This is a genomic window from Burkholderia sp. Bp8998 (assembly GCF_003854235.1).
Classification (GTDB): Bacteria; Pseudomonadota; Gammaproteobacteria; order Burkholderiales; family Burkholderiaceae; genus Burkholderia.
In genome coordinates, this window is the sequence record NZ_QTQF01000002.1 from 15,747 (window position 1) to 31,747 (window position 16,001).

11 protein-coding genes and 2 pseudogenes are annotated in these 16,001 nt (G+C 59.9%); 8 read left to right on the top strand and 5 right to left on the bottom strand.

The genetic code is table 11. The features are described from left to right. Window positions 1–59 precede the first annotated feature (59 nt). Both DIE06_RS03005 and DIE06_RS03010 read right to left on the bottom strand, forming a co-directional pair. Window positions 60–647, bottom strand: a complete 588-nt coding sequence (locus DIE06_RS03005) for a YigZ family protein (protein ID WP_124660063.1) — start codon at window positions 645–647, stop codon at window positions 60–62. A 352-nt stretch (window positions 648–999) separates the two neighbouring features. Beyond that, entirely contained in the window at window positions 1,000–3,201 is a 2,202-nt protein-coding gene (locus tag DIE06_RS03010) for a glycoside hydrolase family 3 C-terminal domain-containing protein (protein WP_124660064.1), read from the bottom strand. A gap of 861 nt (window positions 3,202–4,062) precedes the next feature. Between DIE06_RS03010 and DIE06_RS38845 the strand changes: the two genes are divergently transcribed. The 4 genes and pseudogenes from DIE06_RS38845 to DIE06_RS03025 form a co-directional block, all read left to right on the top strand. Then, window positions 4,063–4,983, top strand: coding sequence for a glycoside hydrolase family 55 protein (locus DIE06_RS38845; protein WP_260433512.1), 921 nt, complete (start codon window positions 4,063–4,065; stop codon window positions 4,981–4,983). A gap of 87 nt (window positions 4,984–5,070) precedes the next feature. After that, window positions 5,071–6,402: a hypothetical protein gene (locus DIE06_RS38850; protein ID WP_260433513.1), complete on the top strand. Its 1,332-nt coding sequence runs from the start codon at window positions 5,071–5,073 to the stop codon at window positions 6,400–6,402. Window positions 6,403–6,711: 309 nt separating this feature from the next. After that, window positions 6,712–7,182 (top strand): hypothetical protein, encoded by a 471-nt coding sequence (locus DIE06_RS38855; protein ID WP_260433514.1) that lies wholly within the window; start codon window positions 6,712–6,714, stop codon window positions 7,180–7,182. 201 nt (window positions 7,183–7,383) lie between these two features. Beyond that, window positions 7,384–7,897 (top strand): annotated as a pseudogene (locus DIE06_RS03025) (transposase); the annotation flags it as partial. Between the two features lie 438 nt (window positions 7,898–8,335). Here DIE06_RS03025 and DIE06_RS03030 read toward each other — a convergent pair. From DIE06_RS03030 to DIE06_RS03040, 3 genes and pseudogenes are all read right to left on the bottom strand, one after another. Continuing rightward, window positions 8,336–9,715, bottom strand: coding sequence for a hypothetical protein (locus DIE06_RS03030; protein WP_124660065.1), 1,380 nt, complete (start codon window positions 9,713–9,715; stop codon window positions 8,336–8,338). Window positions 9,716–10,376: 661 nt separating this feature from the next. Next, window positions 10,377–10,573: pseudogene (locus tag DIE06_RS38860) on the bottom strand (IS5/IS1182 family transposase); the annotation flags it as partial. A gap of 286 nt (window positions 10,574–10,859) precedes the next feature. After that, the gene (locus DIE06_RS03040) at window positions 10,860–12,047 is read right to left on the bottom strand and encodes a polysaccharide biosynthesis/export family protein (protein ID WP_409364484.1); all 1,188 of its coding nucleotides are present in this window, start codon (window positions 12,045–12,047) and stop codon (window positions 10,860–10,862) included. Between the two features lie 914 nt (window positions 12,048–12,961). Between DIE06_RS03040 and DIE06_RS03045 the strand changes: the two genes are divergently transcribed. The 4 genes from DIE06_RS03045 to gmhB are packed head-to-tail and all read left to right on the top strand — an operon-like array spanning window position 12,962 to window position 15,879. Beyond that, on the top strand, window positions 12,962–14,008 hold the full coding sequence (locus tag DIE06_RS03045; protein WP_124660067.1) for a dehydrogenase: 1,047 nt from the start codon (window positions 12,962–12,964) through the stop codon (window positions 14,006–14,008). After that, on the top strand, window positions 14,005–14,586 hold the full coding sequence (locus DIE06_RS03050; RefSeq protein WP_124660068.1) for an SIS domain-containing protein: 582 nt from the start codon (window positions 14,005–14,007) through the stop codon (window positions 14,584–14,586). The genes DIE06_RS03045 and DIE06_RS03050 overlap by 4 nt, the downstream gene beginning before the upstream one ends. Continuing rightward, the gene (locus DIE06_RS03055) at window positions 14,583–15,314 is read left to right on the top strand and encodes a sugar phosphate nucleotidyltransferase (protein WP_260433515.1); all 732 of its coding nucleotides are present in this window, start codon (window positions 14,583–14,585) and stop codon (window positions 15,312–15,314) included. The genes DIE06_RS03050 and DIE06_RS03055 overlap by 4 nt, the downstream gene beginning before the upstream one ends. Then, window positions 15,304–15,879, top strand: a complete 576-nt coding sequence (gene gmhB / locus DIE06_RS03060; RefSeq protein ID WP_124660070.1) for a D-glycero-beta-D-manno-heptose 1,7-bisphosphate 7-phosphatase — start codon at window positions 15,304–15,306, stop codon at window positions 15,877–15,879. Before DIE06_RS03055 ends, gmhB begins: the two co-directional genes overlap by 11 nt. Window positions 15,880–16,001: the final 122 nt, after the last annotated feature.

The window sequence follows — 16,001 nt, forward strand, 5'->3', positions numbered from 1 at the left end:
ATTTTCGCGGGAATCTGTGTGAAGCCGCTACGGCGTGCGGGTGGGCGGTCGCCCGCGCGTCACAGGTCGGGGAACCCCGAACGCCCCTGCGTCAGGTCGAACAGCTCGGCTTTCGCCGCCGCCTCGGCCGTTTCCGGCAGCTTGATCACGAGCTTCACCGTCATCGCGTACGCACTGTCCACCAGTTCGTAACCCGCCTGCTCGATCCAGCGGCGCACGCGCGCCTCGTCCGGGTAGCCGATTTCGATCGCGAACCGCGTGTGGCGAATGCGTTCGACGCGCTCGGCGTCGAGAAGCGCCGAGGCGATCGCGTCCGTATAGGCACGCACCAGGCCGCCCGCGCCGAGCTTCACGCCGCCGTAGTAGCGGACGACCGCGCCGAGCACGCCGTCGAGATCGTGATGACGGAGCACTTCGAGGATGGGCCGGCCGGCGGTGCCCGACGGCTCGCCGTCGTCGGACATGCCGGACTGGCCGCCGGCGAGCAGCGCCCAGCACACGTGGGTAGCCGTCGGGTGCTCGTCGCGCAGGCGTTGCAGCGCCTGCATCGCGGCGTCGCGGTCTTCGACCGGGATCGCGAACGCGATGAAGCGGCTCTTGCGGATCTCGAGTTCCCGGGTGTAGGCGGTGGCGAGTGAGTAAGTCATGTTCCGGGAAACGATGAATATATGAAAATCAAGGAGATAGGGGCTCCTGTGCCGCGCGTGGTCGATCGTCGGGAATGCGTGCCGGGGGCATGTCCGGCACGGCGCCTGAGCGGGACGAGCGGAATTTTACCGTGACGCGTGTCGAAGGATTCGACGGGGCCGCCCCGGCGCGTGAAAACGCACGGCGAATGGCTGTCGAGCGAGGGGCTGCGGGCGCGTGGTCGGCAACGCGAATGAGGCATGGCGATTCGGCACGGCGGCTCGCGCCGTCCGGTGCATTCGTCGCGAAACACCGCCGTGCCGCCTGGCGCCGGGCGGTGCTCCCCGGCGCCAGGCATCGCCGGCTGTCTGCTCAGCTACCCTGCAGCCGGATATCGCGCGACGACGCGCCGACATACACCGTCCCGCCCGGCACGAACTTCCAGCCGTTGCGCGACGTATCCCACACGCTCTGCATCCGCGCCGACACGGTCACGCGCACGTGCCGTGCCTCGCCCGGGTTCAGCCGGATCTTTTCCCAGCCGACCAGCCGCTTCGGCGGTTCGTCCTTGTACGGCACGCCGAGATAGACCTGCGGCGTTTCCGCGCCGGCGACGCGGCCGTCATTGCGCACGGTAAACGCGACGCTCAGCGAGCCGTCCCGTTGCCGCTGCACCGACAGCCCCGAATACGCGAAGTGCGTGTACGACAGCCCGTAGCCGAATTCGAACATAGGCTTGATGTTGCGCGCGTCATACCAGCGATAGCCCATGTTCAGCTTCTCCGCGTAGACGGGATCGTTGTCGAACGCGCCGTTTTGCCCCCACGTCGGCGTGTCCTGGTCGCGCGCCGGGAACGTGACGGGCAGCTTGCCGGACGGATTGACCGCGCCGAACAGCACGTTCGCGATGGCCTTGCCGCCGCCTTCGCCCGGATACCACGCCTCGACGATCGCCGACACGCTGTCCTTCCACGGCATCAGCACCGGGTTGCCGCTCTGGACGACGACGATCGTGTGCGGATTCGCCCGCGCGACGGCTTCGACGAGCGCGTCCTGGTTCGACGGATTCGCGAGGCTCAGGCTTGGCAGATCGCCGAAATCCTCGCCGGCCGGCTGCGCGACCACGACGATCGCGACGTCCGAGCGGCCCGCGAGCGCCGCGGCCTGGTCGATTTCCTGCTGCGTGTACGCGCGGAACGGCGACTGCTGGTCGCCGTTGCCCGCGAACGTGACCTGTGCGGCCGGCGCGAGCGCGCGGATCGCCGCGACGATCGGCACGTCGACCTTGAGCCACGGATTGCGCCACCAGCTGCAGCCGGTCGACGACCCGAACGTCAGGCCGCCGCAGCCCGCGAACGAACCGGTGACCGGATCGCGCGTGTTGCCTGATCCGCCGCCCGACAGCACGGCCGCATCGGCGTGGCCGCCGATCACGGCGATGCGCGACAGCGCCGACGCCGCCAGCGGCAACTGGTTGCCGTCGTTCTTCAGAAGTACGATCGACTGCTCGGCGGCGTCCTGCGCGAACCGGTTCGCGGCCGCGAAATCGATCGTGCCGCCGCCCTTGGCCGGATCGTCCATCACGCCGACACGGATCATCACGGCCAGCTTGCGGCGCACCATGTCGTCGAGGCGCGCGGTCGACACCGAGCGGTTCGCGATGGCCTGCTTGACGGCGGCCGGCGTCAGGTAGACGGACGGCCCGACGTCCTCTTCCTCGTCGAGTCCGGCGTTGATCGCGGCGGCGGTGCTGTGCGTCGCGCCCCAGTCGGATTGCACCTGGCCCTGGAAGCCCCATTCGTTCTTCAACACGTCGTTCAGCAGATGGTTGTTCTCGCACGCGTACGCGCCGTTCAGGCGGTTGTAGCTGCACATCACGCTGCCGGGCTGCCCGCGCTTCGCGGCGATCTCGAACGGCAGCAGGTACAGCTCGCGCAGCGTGCGTTCGTCGATCTGCGTGTTGCCGCCCATCCGGCCATGCTCCTGCTCGTTGCCGGCATAGTGCTTGATGGTCGCGATGACCTTCTGCCGCTGCGTGGCGAGCGTGCGCTCCGCGAGCAGGTCGCCGGCGAGCAGCGGATCCTCGCCGAGATATTCGAACAGCCGGCCGCCGCGCGGCTCGCGCGCGAGGTTGGTGCCGCCGCCGAGACCCATGCCGAACCCTTGCGCGCGCAACTGGATCGCGACCTGCTTGCCATAGTCGTACGACAGTCGGCGATCCCAGCTCGCCGCGACGGCGATCGTGGCGGGGAAGGTTGTGCTCGCGAGTGACGTGCTGCCGGAGCCGGTCGCCGAGTCGACCATGTTGAGATCGGGAATGCCGAGCCGCGGCACGCCCTGGATGTAGCCGGCACCACCAGCCGGCACCTTCGACATTTCGTATTGCGAATGAATGAACTGAAGCTTCTCGTCGAGCGTCATCTTGCGCACGAGGAGGTCGGCGCGCCGCTGCGCGGCGGACGATGCGAACGCGTCGGCGGCGTCGCCCGGTGTGTTGAAATCGGTGTTGCCCGCATGGGCGCTGGTGCAGAGGGCCGCCGCCAGCACGGCGGCTGGCCAGAATGTGTCTCGCATGTTGTTCTCCATGATCGAATTGCCGGTCGTTCGGATGATGTCTGGAGCTGCGTACGTCCGGTGGATTCGCACGCGGACGCATTCGGCTGGCGATGCAGGGTGATTGCGCGTCGGCATGCCAGGCCGGGCGGGGAATCGTTACGGCCGGTTGGGCCCGATCGAGCAACACGGACGGCGACGCGGACCGTCTGACACTGTCGAATCGGATGTAGCGATTCTCTGCAGCGATCAATCGTACGAATGTAGTTTGACTACAGCATCGGTGTTTCTACCGATTCGTACGATCTTTTTTCGACGCGATTGCGTGGCGTGGGGAAAAGGCGGTCATCGTTCCCGATTGCGTGTGTGCAGCAGAGTAAGAAGTACCCGCGATCAGGTGTTTCGAGGGGAGAGATCGATGCCGGCGACGGCGGCATCGTGCGGGGGATTCGTTGCGTTCGCATCGAACGGGCAAGTCGTTCGACCGGATCGTGTCCTGCCGATTCGCGTGCCGCATCGCTCCCTGTTTCGGTTACCAAACGCACAGTTCGTCGGGGAAACCGTTCTTATTCTGCAATGAGCGGGTGCGAAAAATCGTGCCCGCTCTCTTTTCATGCAAAAAAATAAAAGGATATCGAATCTGGCGGGGCGGATTTGCGGCGGCATCCTGCCTGCCAGCCGCACGCGCTCCTGCGGTTGTACCCCGGAGATTCGGAAGACGCAGCGTCCGATCATCCGTCCGCTTTTTAACTTTTGCATCGCGATTGAATTGCGATGGCACGGAGCATTTGAATGACAGCAGAACTTCCGGCTACATACCTCGTCGGCACGGCAACGGGCCTGACCGCGTGACCGCTTCTGCAGGAGCTGGTCGACCTGCCGATGAGCGTCAGGCGGTTTGGCGTGAAGGGCGACGGCGTGACCGACGATACGGTCGCGCTCCAGACTGCGCTCAGTGCCGGAATACCGTTGTATTTTCCGTCCGGCACTTATCTGTACAGCAATACGTTGACCGCGACGGCGTCGATCATCGGCGCCGGATGGGATTCGATTCTGCAGTGCACGACATCGCAAGGCCAGAATGCAGTAATTTACTGGACTAATGTCGGTAATTTCAAGATCCAGGGGCTGCAATTTTTTTCGCCGAATTCGACGAATAACTATCCCGATGAGAATGCCGGCGCGGTCGTCCTGCTGGACTGCAGCCAGTTCGAGATTTCGGGGTGCAAGTTCAACAACACGGCTGCGCAGGCCGTGATGATGCGTAGTTGCGTGAATGGCAAGGTTTTTGGAAATACACTGCTCAATGTCTGGCACGATGGTATTCACGTCACCAAGGCAAGTTCAGATATTACCATCACGAATAATGAGGTAATTAATGGCGGCGATGACGCATTCGCCGTGGTTGGTTATTACAACGAGGGCGTTCGTCCTCGCCGGGTGACGATCTCGAACAATAGAGTCGTTGGAACCAAGTACGCCCGTGGCATTGCCATTGTGGGTGCGCAGGAGGTCCCGGTAACAGGTAATCAGATCTACAATCCCATGGGAGCCGGAATTTACGTGACATCGGAGCTGACGAGCGTTTATCAAAGTTACGGAAACGACAATGTTACGGTGGCCAATAATATTCTGGATACCTGCGGAGTCACATCGAACATTGCCATAATCGAGAATTCTCCAAACGGATCGCTCGGTTATTCGGCGTTGGCCGTCGGGGCGACAAGCGGATTCAACAATTCCCATATCAATATCGTCGATAATACGATCAAGAATTCTGCTGGAACGCCGATTGGATTGTAGCAGCCTTCCGGGAACAACATTCACATCAATATTTCGCAAAACACCATAGTCAATGCATGGGATCCGAACAACAAGAACGGGTTTCCATTGACGACGATCAGTGCGACTTCCGCGTCGACGACGTTGAGCTTCGCCAATAACCCGGGTGTTGCCATCGGCATGACTGCGTGGTATTTCAACGGCTCGACGAGCGTGCAGATCGGCACGCTCGTATCGGCAGGTACATCGACGGTCACGCCGGACCAGAGCGCGACCGTTCCCAGCGGCGGGACCGTGATCTTTTCGGGCGTTGGCCTGTTCGGGGCGACGATCGCCACGACGGCCTCCGCTGCAAGTGGCGCTACCACGCTGACGTTTGGCTCGACGACAGGTGTGACCTACAACGATATCTACGGATTCGGATCGCCGGGCGACGAAACGACGGGCGTGTCGATTGGGCAGAGTGCCAGCGGTCCCAACATCGCGGCAGGGACCGTCGTGACCGGTGTGATTGCGAAATCCGTGACGCTCAGCAAGGGCGTGACGGGCACCGTCGCCAGCGGTGCTGCCATCGTTTTCACGCCGATGGTCTGCATGACGTCGCAAACGCTCGCAACCTCGGCTGCGTCGGCGGCGGGGACCAACACGCTGACGTTTACGCCTTATCCGTCGGCGCGCGGCTGTGCGGTCGGTCAGGGGGTATCCGGAACGAATATCCCGATCGGCACGTATGTGACCGCGGTTTCCGGTAACGGAAACGGTCCGACGGTCACGCTGTCGAACAACGTTGCCGGTACCGGAATTGCAAGCGGCGCGTCCATCACGTTCACGGGGACCGGGGGATTGAGCGCGTCGGCCGGAATCGCGTTGTATAACACTCGCGATTGCATCGTTTCGAAGAACCAGCTATCCGGTATCTCGAAGGATGGGATCTACGTGGACGGTTCTTGCACGAATGTCACGGAGATCAATGACAACATCGGAGAAAACATCGGATGCTGCAACGGCTTCGCCCGTTTCATCACGATCGGGGCGCTTGCGGCTGGCGCATCGCTCAAGGTGCGCGGCAATTACATGGCTCAGCCGGTCAATTATCCCCGAGCGATCGACACGCTGATTTCGTCGAGTTCGTGGAGTTATACGGCGTGGGGCGAGGGCAACATCGCTCAAAACGGGTTTGTCGGTTTCGGTGTCCAGCTGACCCCGGCCGCGCAGACGGTCGGTCCTTCGCCATGGACGTTCGCGAACAGCAATCTGAGCGGTGTCAGCATGTCCGTCGCCGGCGGTACCGTGTCGTCGGTCACCGTGTCGCGAAACGGACAGGCAGCCTATGCCACCGGATTGACCAATGGCCTCATCGATCTCAGGCCAGGCGATGCGATGACGGTCACCTATAGCGTTGCCCCAACGGTCACGATGATTCCGAGACTGGGGCAATAGCGCTTATCCGGAGTTCAATGCGCCGGAGGGCAGGTCATGCAGCGCGAAGTCGTCGGAGACGAGCGAACCGACGACCGTTACCGATGCCGCGCATCCGGCGCTTGTTCATTCTTTTGCGTTCCTGCTGGCACACGTCGAGGATCGATATGGCATTTCAACTTCAGGACCGCGTGAAGGAAACGACCACTTCCACTCGTACAGGAGTGCTATCGCTGGCTGGCGCAATGACGGGATTCCGGACTTTTTCATCCGTACGTGCAAACTTGCCCCGTTCTACTACCGCAAACCGTGAGCAGCACGGGGGGCCGAGTGGAAACTGGGAAATCGGAATCGGCACGTACACGGCCAACGGGAAACACGCTGTCGCGTACCACCGTTCTGGCTTCAAGCAACGGCGGCGCGGCAGTCAGTGCTGCGGCGGGCACCACGCAGGTCTGGATGGAATTTCCGGAGGCGCTTCCCGCCAATTTACCAGTCAGCGCAAAGTATTTCGGCGCAAAAGGAAACACGCGGATCGTCAACGACGGCGTAACGACATCGGGACCCACCGCCTTTTCGTCGGCATCGGCGGCATTCACCGAGGCGGATGTGGGCATGCGCATCGACATCGCGCCCACCAACGCGAATGGCGTCGCAACTTTGATCGTGTCCACGACGATCGCGGCATTTGTCAGCGCAAAGCAGGTCACGCATGGGGCGAGCCCGATAGGCGCCAATGTGATGTCCGGCAGTGACGACGGCCCGGCCCTGACGGCCTGGCTGAATTACCTGATGATCTAGCCGGTCGAGGAGATCTGCCTGCCGGTGTCTACTATTCAAGCCTCGCGCTTCCCCCTCCCCGATCACGAAGCCGATAGTGGTTTTCGGACACTCGAGTTGCACTTCGATCATTCAGTTCGGCGCGGGGCGTCGGTGGGCAGTGCTTCATGGTATTGACTGCGGGTTTCAATAGCGAAACGACGGATTCGCCGCAGAAGGGCAACGTGTCATGGCATTGCCGCATTGGTACCCAAATCGCTGACATCCGGTGCCAAGGCTGATGGGCGATTCGACCGGACTGACTTCGTCTACATCGCCGAAGATGACCAGTACCAGTGCCCTGCGGGTCAACGGGCAATCTACCGATTCAGTCCGGTTGAATGCAGCAACCTGATGACCCTGCGTACGTACTGGAGCAGTGCCTGTCCGCGATGCCCGATCAAGAGCCAGTGTACGCCGGCTGATTACCGACGAATCCGGCGGTAGAAGCACGAAGCAGTGCTTGAGGCGATGCATGGATCGCCCACCCGACGCCATGACGATACGATGCCGTGCCGTCGAACATGTGTTCGGCACACTCAAGCACGGGATGGGTTCGACGCACTTCCAGACTCGCGGGCTTGGCAGCGTCGCGACCGAAATGAGCTTGCACGTGCTCGCATGCACCTTCAAGCGCGTCGTCAGGATTCTGGGGATTGCCAAGACGATGCATGCGATGAGGGTGGCGGGTGCGTGATCTCACGCGTTGACGCTCCCTAACTGGCGTAGCACGATCAGGTCAGCCGCCCGCAACCCGGCTCCACGTAAACGCGTTCGCACCGTTGCTCTACTGGCTGGTCCGGGCGTTTTGACACAGCCTCGGCCACAAAGCGACGCTCGCTCGGCGGTGGCATACGCCTAACTTCGATGCGGTCCAGTCATTCGACACCATGTGGTGTCGACTACGGCGTCGCTTGCAATTGGCCGACCCTCCAGCCGTGCGCGAACCGGCGCGCAGGCTCGATGTGCTTGCCGAAATCCCGCATCCGAACAAACGGGGGATTTGACCGATATCAGCGCATCCGCCCGTCGCTTTGACAGGCCCGGTACTTTCGCATCGGCGACCTGCGGGCATGGGGCGGACCATATACTGTTGCGCTGATGTGTTTCGTCACACCGTTCCGTGCGACAAGCCTTACTTGTTTTGAGAGGCTATCCTGGCACCGCTCGCCGTGCCGTATCGGGCCAGGCTTTGACGCCTTGCGACGGATTTTGAATCGACGACGATCGCTTGAGAAATCACGTTCTTCATGAATGGCTTTCCCACTGCCCTCAAATAAAACGTTCCGGAAAAGCCGGAGATAGGGATATTCATCATGGTCGCAGGAAAGGTATTCGTCAGGGCCAGCGTGCCGTCCTTGTTTTGTTCGTAGAGTTCGAGATGGTCGACCGTATTCGTATGCGTCAAATTCACTTTTAGAACATGATTCGTGTAATCCACGCTCGCCGACAAGGTGACGCAGTTTTCGATCCCTGTTTCGAGTTCGGTTCCTTCTTCATAGTCGTCCCATGTGACCAGCTGCAAGAACGGAAGCTGCACGGCGGTGCTGTAATACTTGTTGATCGTCGCAAAGGTCTTGAGCCAAGTGGCGCCGCATGTCTGAGGGATATATTGAGGCACCCCGATATCCCAGGCGGCAAGACTGCTGTTGAATCCCTTGAAGGTGGCGCCAACCGATATCTGATTGGATTTGGTGAGTGCATTGCTATAGAAATAATTGGGCTGAGCCATGCTCGCGTACGTCTCAACAACCGGATACGGAGGAGGATCGATCCACAGAAACGATCCCTTGCTATTCAAAATATCAAATCCGGAGGTGGAAATCGCATTATCCAGGTGAATCCAGTAAATCTCGGGGTGTGCTGCCTGGATGGTCTCCCAATTGACCCCGGGGAGGCTCGTTATTCCAAATTCGAACACGACAGGGTGACCGTTGTATCTTAAATACTGCCGATAAGGAATGTATACTTCTTCTAAGTAGTCGAGGTTGTAAAGAATCGTGGCATTCACGTCGCACCCCGCACAGCGATTGAATCTGAACGATCCGGAGTCGATCATGATGCTAAAATTCATTTTCACAAATTTCTGCAGTTCCGGCATCGATGCCAGCCACGCCCTGTTGGTAAAATCCGTTTGACCATACCAGTCGACAATCAAGCCGTCGACGCCTCTGGAAGCAAGGTCATTGAAAAGCTTGTTGATATAAACCGGGTCGTCGGACTGATACCCGACACTGATGCCGCTGCGAGGTGATGCACTCCACCATGGAAGGTAGTGAGCAAGTACCTTGGTGGTGGCTCCTGGATACAGGAGTGTGTGAACATCGACTTTGGATATATTGTATGCTCCCGATATCGTGCCGTTATTCAATCCCGTAAAGGTGTGGCTTGCCGAGGTGTTCGGAGTATTCAACATGGCCAGAGTTACCTGGCATTCCGCGCCATTCCAAATGGGAAGGGTAAGGATAATTGAAATCGCGATACGAATGGCAATAAGTCTGGAAACTGCAGGCATGATGATCCCCTCGATAGATTTGCCATATTCAAGCGCCTCCCGGGAAATGCCATCTTCGACTCGATTATTCAATGAAGGCCGGAATTATTTTGTTCCGTGAAATTGAATATTCGGTGAAAGGTCATTCTCCGGATATCGGCAATTCAGGGTCAAGAAAAATCGCTTGACATGAAAGATATTGCCGATATTTGTGCGTCGTGTCGGATGGAGGTCTTTCGCGACCAAGGCGGGATCGGCTCGCCGCATCAGATATTTTTGCTTTATTTTTTTTGGGGGGGAAATTAATCCCCGGAATCCGCGAGGTAGCGCATTCTCGTGATGTCGCCGCTATCAGTGGCGGGAATTTCTATCAGGAACGTATTGTTTCTATGTCGAAATACTAGTCGATCGGGAAGAGGTGTAAATCGGACTTAAACCTCGGGAGCGGCCTAAGACTTAAGTCCGCCGGAAGAATCCGCGGTATGCAGACTGAAACCGTCGATCGAGCGTGAAATTGGTGTCCGATCCCGAAGGGGGATTGTGAGGATCGAGCACGCTGAACGAGGGGCGATCGATCGGGCTGGTACTGATGAACGGACAATCGGCCGGTGGCCTCATGCAAACAACGGAACGCTTAACCTTGGTTTAATAAGGACTGCTGTGCGGTGTGACGAAGGGTATTTCAGCAGCTCAGGCAGTAGTGGGATTTGAGGCCCGCGCCGTGCATGTCAGCCGGTCGATCGAAACGAATACGGCGGCGGAAGTGATGCAGCCGGCATGTGTGCGTTCAACGCCCTGGCGATATTTGCTGCGGCCGATGCCGTGTCCGGTACGGCGCCTGGCTGTTATCGGCTCGACACAGCGACTAAGCAATGTTCGCCCATATCATTCGGAGTCTTAATCGTTATGGATATGGTCAAAACTTGGTTATATCGCACCCTGTTCGTCGGGAATGCAGTTCCTGTTTCGAGATGGCTGCATGCGATCAATTCCTTTCACTCTCTTCTCGTGCAAGAAAATGAAAAAGCGCTGGGTCCGGCGCTGCCAAGATGAGGCGACGAGTGTCACTATTCCGTATGAATTCGCGGATACCTGTCTCAGGCGTGCCGTCCTTGCGACTCGCGCGTTGGCTCACAATGGCCGGGGCGCGAGTCGACATGGCGCATTACTTCGCGACGAGCGCTCCGGTCAAACCCGCGCTGATCGCCGGCAGCAGCAGGTTCAATACGCGGCTGGCCCGGACGAGTCCGGTGTTGTCGACATAGACGATGTCCTTCGACGCGAGCGGAAACTGGTTCGCGAGCAGCATGGAAACCGGGGACTGCATGTCGAGGTGATAGATGACTGGCGCACTGTCGGCCGCCTTGCGCAGCACGAAAACCTGCTTGGCATTCGAGGTCTGCTGGTTGAGCTGGCCCGCCTGCGTGAGCGCTTCGCTCAGCGTGAGCGAACCGTCGCGAAGCGGCGCAACGGCTTGCGGCTTGACCACTTCACCCATCACGTATATGGGGTTGTCGTCGCGTGCGCCGACATGCAGCATGTCGCCCGGCTTCAGCATGATGTTCGCCGGGTTCTTGCCCTTCCTCATCATTTGCGCGACATTCACCGGATAGATCGTGCCATTGCGAGTGATCGTGACGCGACTCTGATCCGCGGTCGGTGCAAATCCGCCGGCGCGGCTGACGGCTTCGATCAGCGTCATTGGAATGTCGTTGATGGTTTGCGCGCCCGGACTGCGCACTTCGCCGTCGATATAGACCTGCGTCGCGCGGAACGACGCCACGCGAACCGTCACCTGTGGTTTGACGAATACCTTGCTGAGTTCGGCTTTGACCTCATACTGAATCTGCGCGACGGTTTTCCCGGCCGCGTGAATCGGTCGGGGTACGTACGGGAATTGCACGTTGCCGCTGCTGTCGACGACAAAACCAGGCGCCGCGTCCGCAGTCTTCGTGGTCGACACTGGCTGGCCTGCGGCCGCTGCGAATTCCGGGTGATCCCATACCGTGATCTGCAGCACATCGCCGGCGCCGAGCTTATAGATGTCCGGCTTCGCGAACAGGTTCGGCGGAATTGTCATGCCAGCAGTGCTTTCCTGTGCGGCCCGGATCCGGTCTATCTGCGACAGGTCGATCTGCCTGACCGGGATTTGCATGTCGCTGGTCACTTCGCCATTGTCGGCGGTCGTGACCGGCAACGTTGTCGACCCCATGTGCTGGCCGGGCACGACGGCGCAAGCGGAAAGCATGGCGGCGATCGCCAGCGAGAGTGCCGTGCATGCTCGGTGCTTGATGAGCCTGGCAGGTTGGGTCATGTTCGGCATCAGCATGCCGAAACGGTGATCGTTGTTCATGTCGTTATCCAGCATTGTTGAACCGGGAGCGCTCGAATTGAACCTGGAGCGCTCGAACTACACTCCCGTCGTCCGACGCTTGCTCGATCCTCGCAGGGGAGAGCGTGCCGAGCGGTGACGGGTGTCTGTTTCAGTGCTGACACGCCTGTCGGTGCATCGGTCGGCGGCGCTACTGCATCCGGGGCATCGAAGCGCGCGAAGTGCGTGACACATGTCCGTGTCGCGCGAATCCGGCATCGATGAGTGATGTCGCACTGCCCGCCGTGCGGCGAGCCGTGCCCCGGTTCCTTTCGTTTGCCATGGGCGGATGACGTTAGATATCGACGGTAGTCGATCGTCATGGCGCACCCCGCTGGCTGCGGCACATCGTAAGTCCGCCTCACCTTGCACGTCTTCCTGACGCACCTTACCCGAGGTTGAATGCGCGGCCATGCGTTCGTGCTTCGGTGGCGAGTCCGTATCTGAAAAGAATTGTTAAAACTGCGAATGACGGCGAGACCTCGCTGATGTGTTGGTCCGGGAGTGGTCGCACAAATGCAATGCGTCCTGTTTGGGTAACGCACCGCCTTGGCCAGCGGGTGCCGGATCGCCGGGTTCGGGATGTTCTGGCACCGATTGGTCAGAGCCGCTTTGTACGTCAAGCGAGTGAAGCGTAACGCAGGTTCGCCGCTGCGATTTCGTCAGGACGTTTTAATGTAAGCCATCGCACGCAGAGTGTTGTGCATCTGTCGCATAGTCCTCCCATCGAACATGGTCACGTATTTCCGGCGGAAAGACTGTCGTTGCGTGGCCATGTGTTTGCGGTCCGGTAGGGGTGATCGACATGACGAGTCGAGCAGTTGGCTCGATATGTGCCGGATGCGGACCTGTCGCCATCTCGTGTTGGCGCCGACTCATTCTCTGCGAGAGATTTCATGACACGCTTCATTGCCCGTTCGAGGGCTCCTTTGCGATTGGGTTTGGGTGGCGGCGGAACGGATGTGCCACCTTATTCGGACCGGTTCGGTGGCCTCGCGCTCAACGTGACGATCGAAAAATTCGCTTACGCGTCGATCGCGCCGCGAGATGACGCGAAGATTGAGCTGGTGGCGGCCGATACGGATACGCGCTGGGTCGGTCCGGTGTCGCCGGTACTCGAGGTCCAGTGCGGTCTCGGCTTGCATGTTGGCGTCTATAACCGGATCGTCAGGGATTTCAATGGCGGGCATCCGTTGGCCGTCACGATCACGACGTGTTCTGAAGCGCCGCCGGGGTCCGGGCTCGGATCTTCGTCAACGATTGTCGTTGCGCTGGTAAGAGCCTTCTGCGAACTGTTGTCGTTGCCACTCGGCGAATACGACATCGCACATATCGCGCACGACATCGAGCGGGTCGATCTCGGCCTTGCCGGCGGCAAGCAGGATCAGTATGCAGCGACGTTCGGCGGATTGAACTTCATGGAGTTTTACGGTGACCGGGTGATCGTCAATCCGTTGCGGATCAAGCAGGAAATTAAGGCCGAGATGGAGGCGTCGCTGGTGCTGTATTACACCGGTGTATCGCGCGAGTCTGCCAACATCATCAAGGAACAGAGTACAAATGTCGTGGAAGGCGTCGTCGATTCGGTCGCCGCGCTGCATGAGGTCAAGGAAGAAGCCGTCCGTATGAAGGAAGCGGTATTGCGAGCGGATTTCGACGTGTTTGCCGCATCGATGCGCGATGCGTGGGAATCGAAGAAGCGCATGGCGAAGAATATCTCGAATCCGATGATCGACGATTTGTACAAGGCTGCGGTGCGAGCGGGTGCCAAGGCGGGCAAGGTGTCTGGCGCCGGAGGCGGTGGCTTCATGATGTTCTTTGTCGATCCTGTCGAGCGATCGTCGGTGATGCGGGCGCTGGATGCGTACAAAGGGGTCAATGGTCAGGTCCTTAACTGCACGTTTACGGACATCGGTGCGCAATCGTGGAGAAAGAACCAATGACAATCAGCGTGAAAAACGAAATCGAGCAGACGCTGTCCGTCTTGAGCGGTCTGCTGTCCGATCAGGAGCAAGTCGCGCGGATCGAGCGTGTCGCGGAGCACGTGACGACAGTGTTACGGGCGGGCAACAAGGTCCTGCTCGCGGGCAACGGCGGCAGCGCCGCGGATGCTCAACATATCGCCGGTGAATTTGTCAGTCGTTTCAATTTCGATCGCCCGGGGCTCGCGGCCTTCGCATTGACCGTGGATAGCTCAGTGATGACCGCGATCGGCAACGACTACGGATACGAGAAGCTGTTCGAGCGTCAGATTCAGGCAACGGGGCGCCCGGGCGACATCTTCTGGGCTTATTCGACCTCTGGGCGTTCACCCAACATCCTGCGGGCGCTGGAAGCCGCGAAGGCGGCAGGCATGTTTTCGGTCGGATTCACCGGCAACGGATCGGGCGCCGCGGAGATGCGGCAGCGTGCCGACATCTGCATCGAGATTCCGTCCGCTTCGACGCCGAAGATTCAGGAAGGGCATCTGGTGTGCGGTCACATCATTTGCGGCATTGTCGAAGAGCAGATCTTCGCATGAGCGCGATGTTGCCGTGCCTCATCCTGGCGGGCGGCCTCGGCACGCGGCTGCGTCCGGTATTGGGCGATGAGGTGCCGAAGGCGCTCGCGCCGATCGATGGCGAGCCGTTTCTGTGCTGGATGCTGAAAGGCCTCTTGCAGCAAGGTGTGACGGAGGTGGTGCTGTCGCTTGGCTATGGCAGTGGCCGGATCAAGGATCTGCTTCGGACTCGCGACTTCGGCATGGCGATTTCCGTCATCGAGGAAGACGAGCCGCTCGGTACCGGCGGGGCGATCGTTCATGCGATCAGGGCTCACGGCGCGGCCGACATGATCGTGATGAACGGAGATACGCTGTCGAATCTGGATCTGCGGAAGTTGGCGGCGTTCTATCGCGAGACATGCCCGGATCTCGTTCTTGCGGCGACGCCGATGCACGACGCATCGCGCTACGGCACGCTCGATTTTGATATGAAGTCCCGGCGGCTGTCGGCATTCAGGGAGAAGCGTCACGGACACGGCTATATCAATGCCGGCACGTATGTCGTCAATGTGCAGAAATTGCTTGGTTTCGACTTCCCGGAGAAGTTTTCCTTCGAGCAGGCATTTCTGAGCGAACGGGTTGCCGAGCTCGATATCCGTGTCTTCCCCGAGGTCACTGAGTTTATCGATATCGGCGTTCCCGCGGACTACGCGCGGGCGCAAGCCGTCATTCCTCTGATGCTGGAGGCCGGAGTCAGTGAAGCGTAAAGCACTGTTTCTCGATCGTGACGGCGTGATCAACGTTGACTACGGGTATGTCCATCAGAAGCAGGACTGCGTTTTCGTCGCGGGGATCTTCGATCTGGTCCGGCTTGCCAATGCGACCGGGTATCAGGTTGTAATCGTCACGAATCAGGCCGGCATCGGACGAGGCTATTTTTCCGAAGCGCAGTTCGTCGCATTCATGGACTGGATGCGCGGTGCGTTCGAGGCGCGCGGCGCAAGGATCGATCGAGTCTATTTCTGTCCGCATCATCCGGCAGCTGGCGTGGGCGCCTACAAACAGGCGTGCGAGTGCCGGAAGCCGCAGCCGGGCATGCTGCATGAAGCGCGGCGCGATCTCGATCTGAGCATGGCGGAATCGATCATGGTAGGCGACAAGCCTTCGGACCTCGAAGCTGCTGAGCGTGCGGGGGTGGGACGACGCTTCCTGTTCGTCGGAGCCCACCGGGTGGATCACGCGGCGCATGAGGCGGAAGCCGGGACGATTTTTTGCCTATCTGACGTCGAGGCGGCGTTGGAAGCGAGCGGGGGCCGCGCCGGGCGGGTGTAGCGTTCGACGCCCTCATCGTTCCGACGAGGTGGGATCCCGATCCGGCCTGAAGGGTTTTCGGCCGGATTTTCAATGAAATGAACGTGAACAACAACGTGCGGAAAGTGACGAATTCCGTCGGA

Excerpts from the sequence above, each read along its gene's own strand:
- DIE06_RS03010 (WP_124660064.1), bottom strand. The coding sequence starts at position 3,201 with ATGCGAGACACATTCTGGCCAGCCGCCGTGCTGGCGGCGGCCCTCTGC.
- DIE06_RS03050 (WP_124660068.1), top strand. The coding sequence starts at position 14,005 with ATGACAATCAGCGTGAAAAACGAAATCGAGCAGACGCTGTCCGTCTTG.
- DIE06_RS03055 (WP_260433515.1), top strand. The coding sequence starts at position 14,583 with ATGAGCGCGATGTTGCCGTGCCTCATCCTGGCGGGCGGCCTCGGCACG.
- DIE06_RS03045 (WP_124660067.1), top strand. The coding sequence starts at position 12,962 with ATGACACGCTTCATTGCCCGTTCGAGGGCTCCTTTGCGATTGGGTTTG.
- DIE06_RS38845 (WP_260433512.1), top strand. The coding sequence starts at position 4,063 with ATGAGCGTCAGGCGGTTTGGCGTGAAGGGCGACGGCGTGACCGACGAT.
- DIE06_RS03005 (WP_124660063.1), bottom strand. The coding sequence starts at position 647 with ATGACTTACTCACTCGCCACCGCCTACACCCGGGAACTCGAGATCCGC.
- DIE06_RS03030 (WP_124660065.1), bottom strand. The coding sequence starts at position 9,715 with ATGCCTGCAGTTTCCAGACTTATTGCCATTCGTATCGCGATTTCAATT.
- DIE06_RS03040 (WP_409364484.1), bottom strand. The coding sequence starts at position 12,047 with ATGAACAACGATCACCGTTTCGGCATGCTGATGCCGAACATGACCCAA.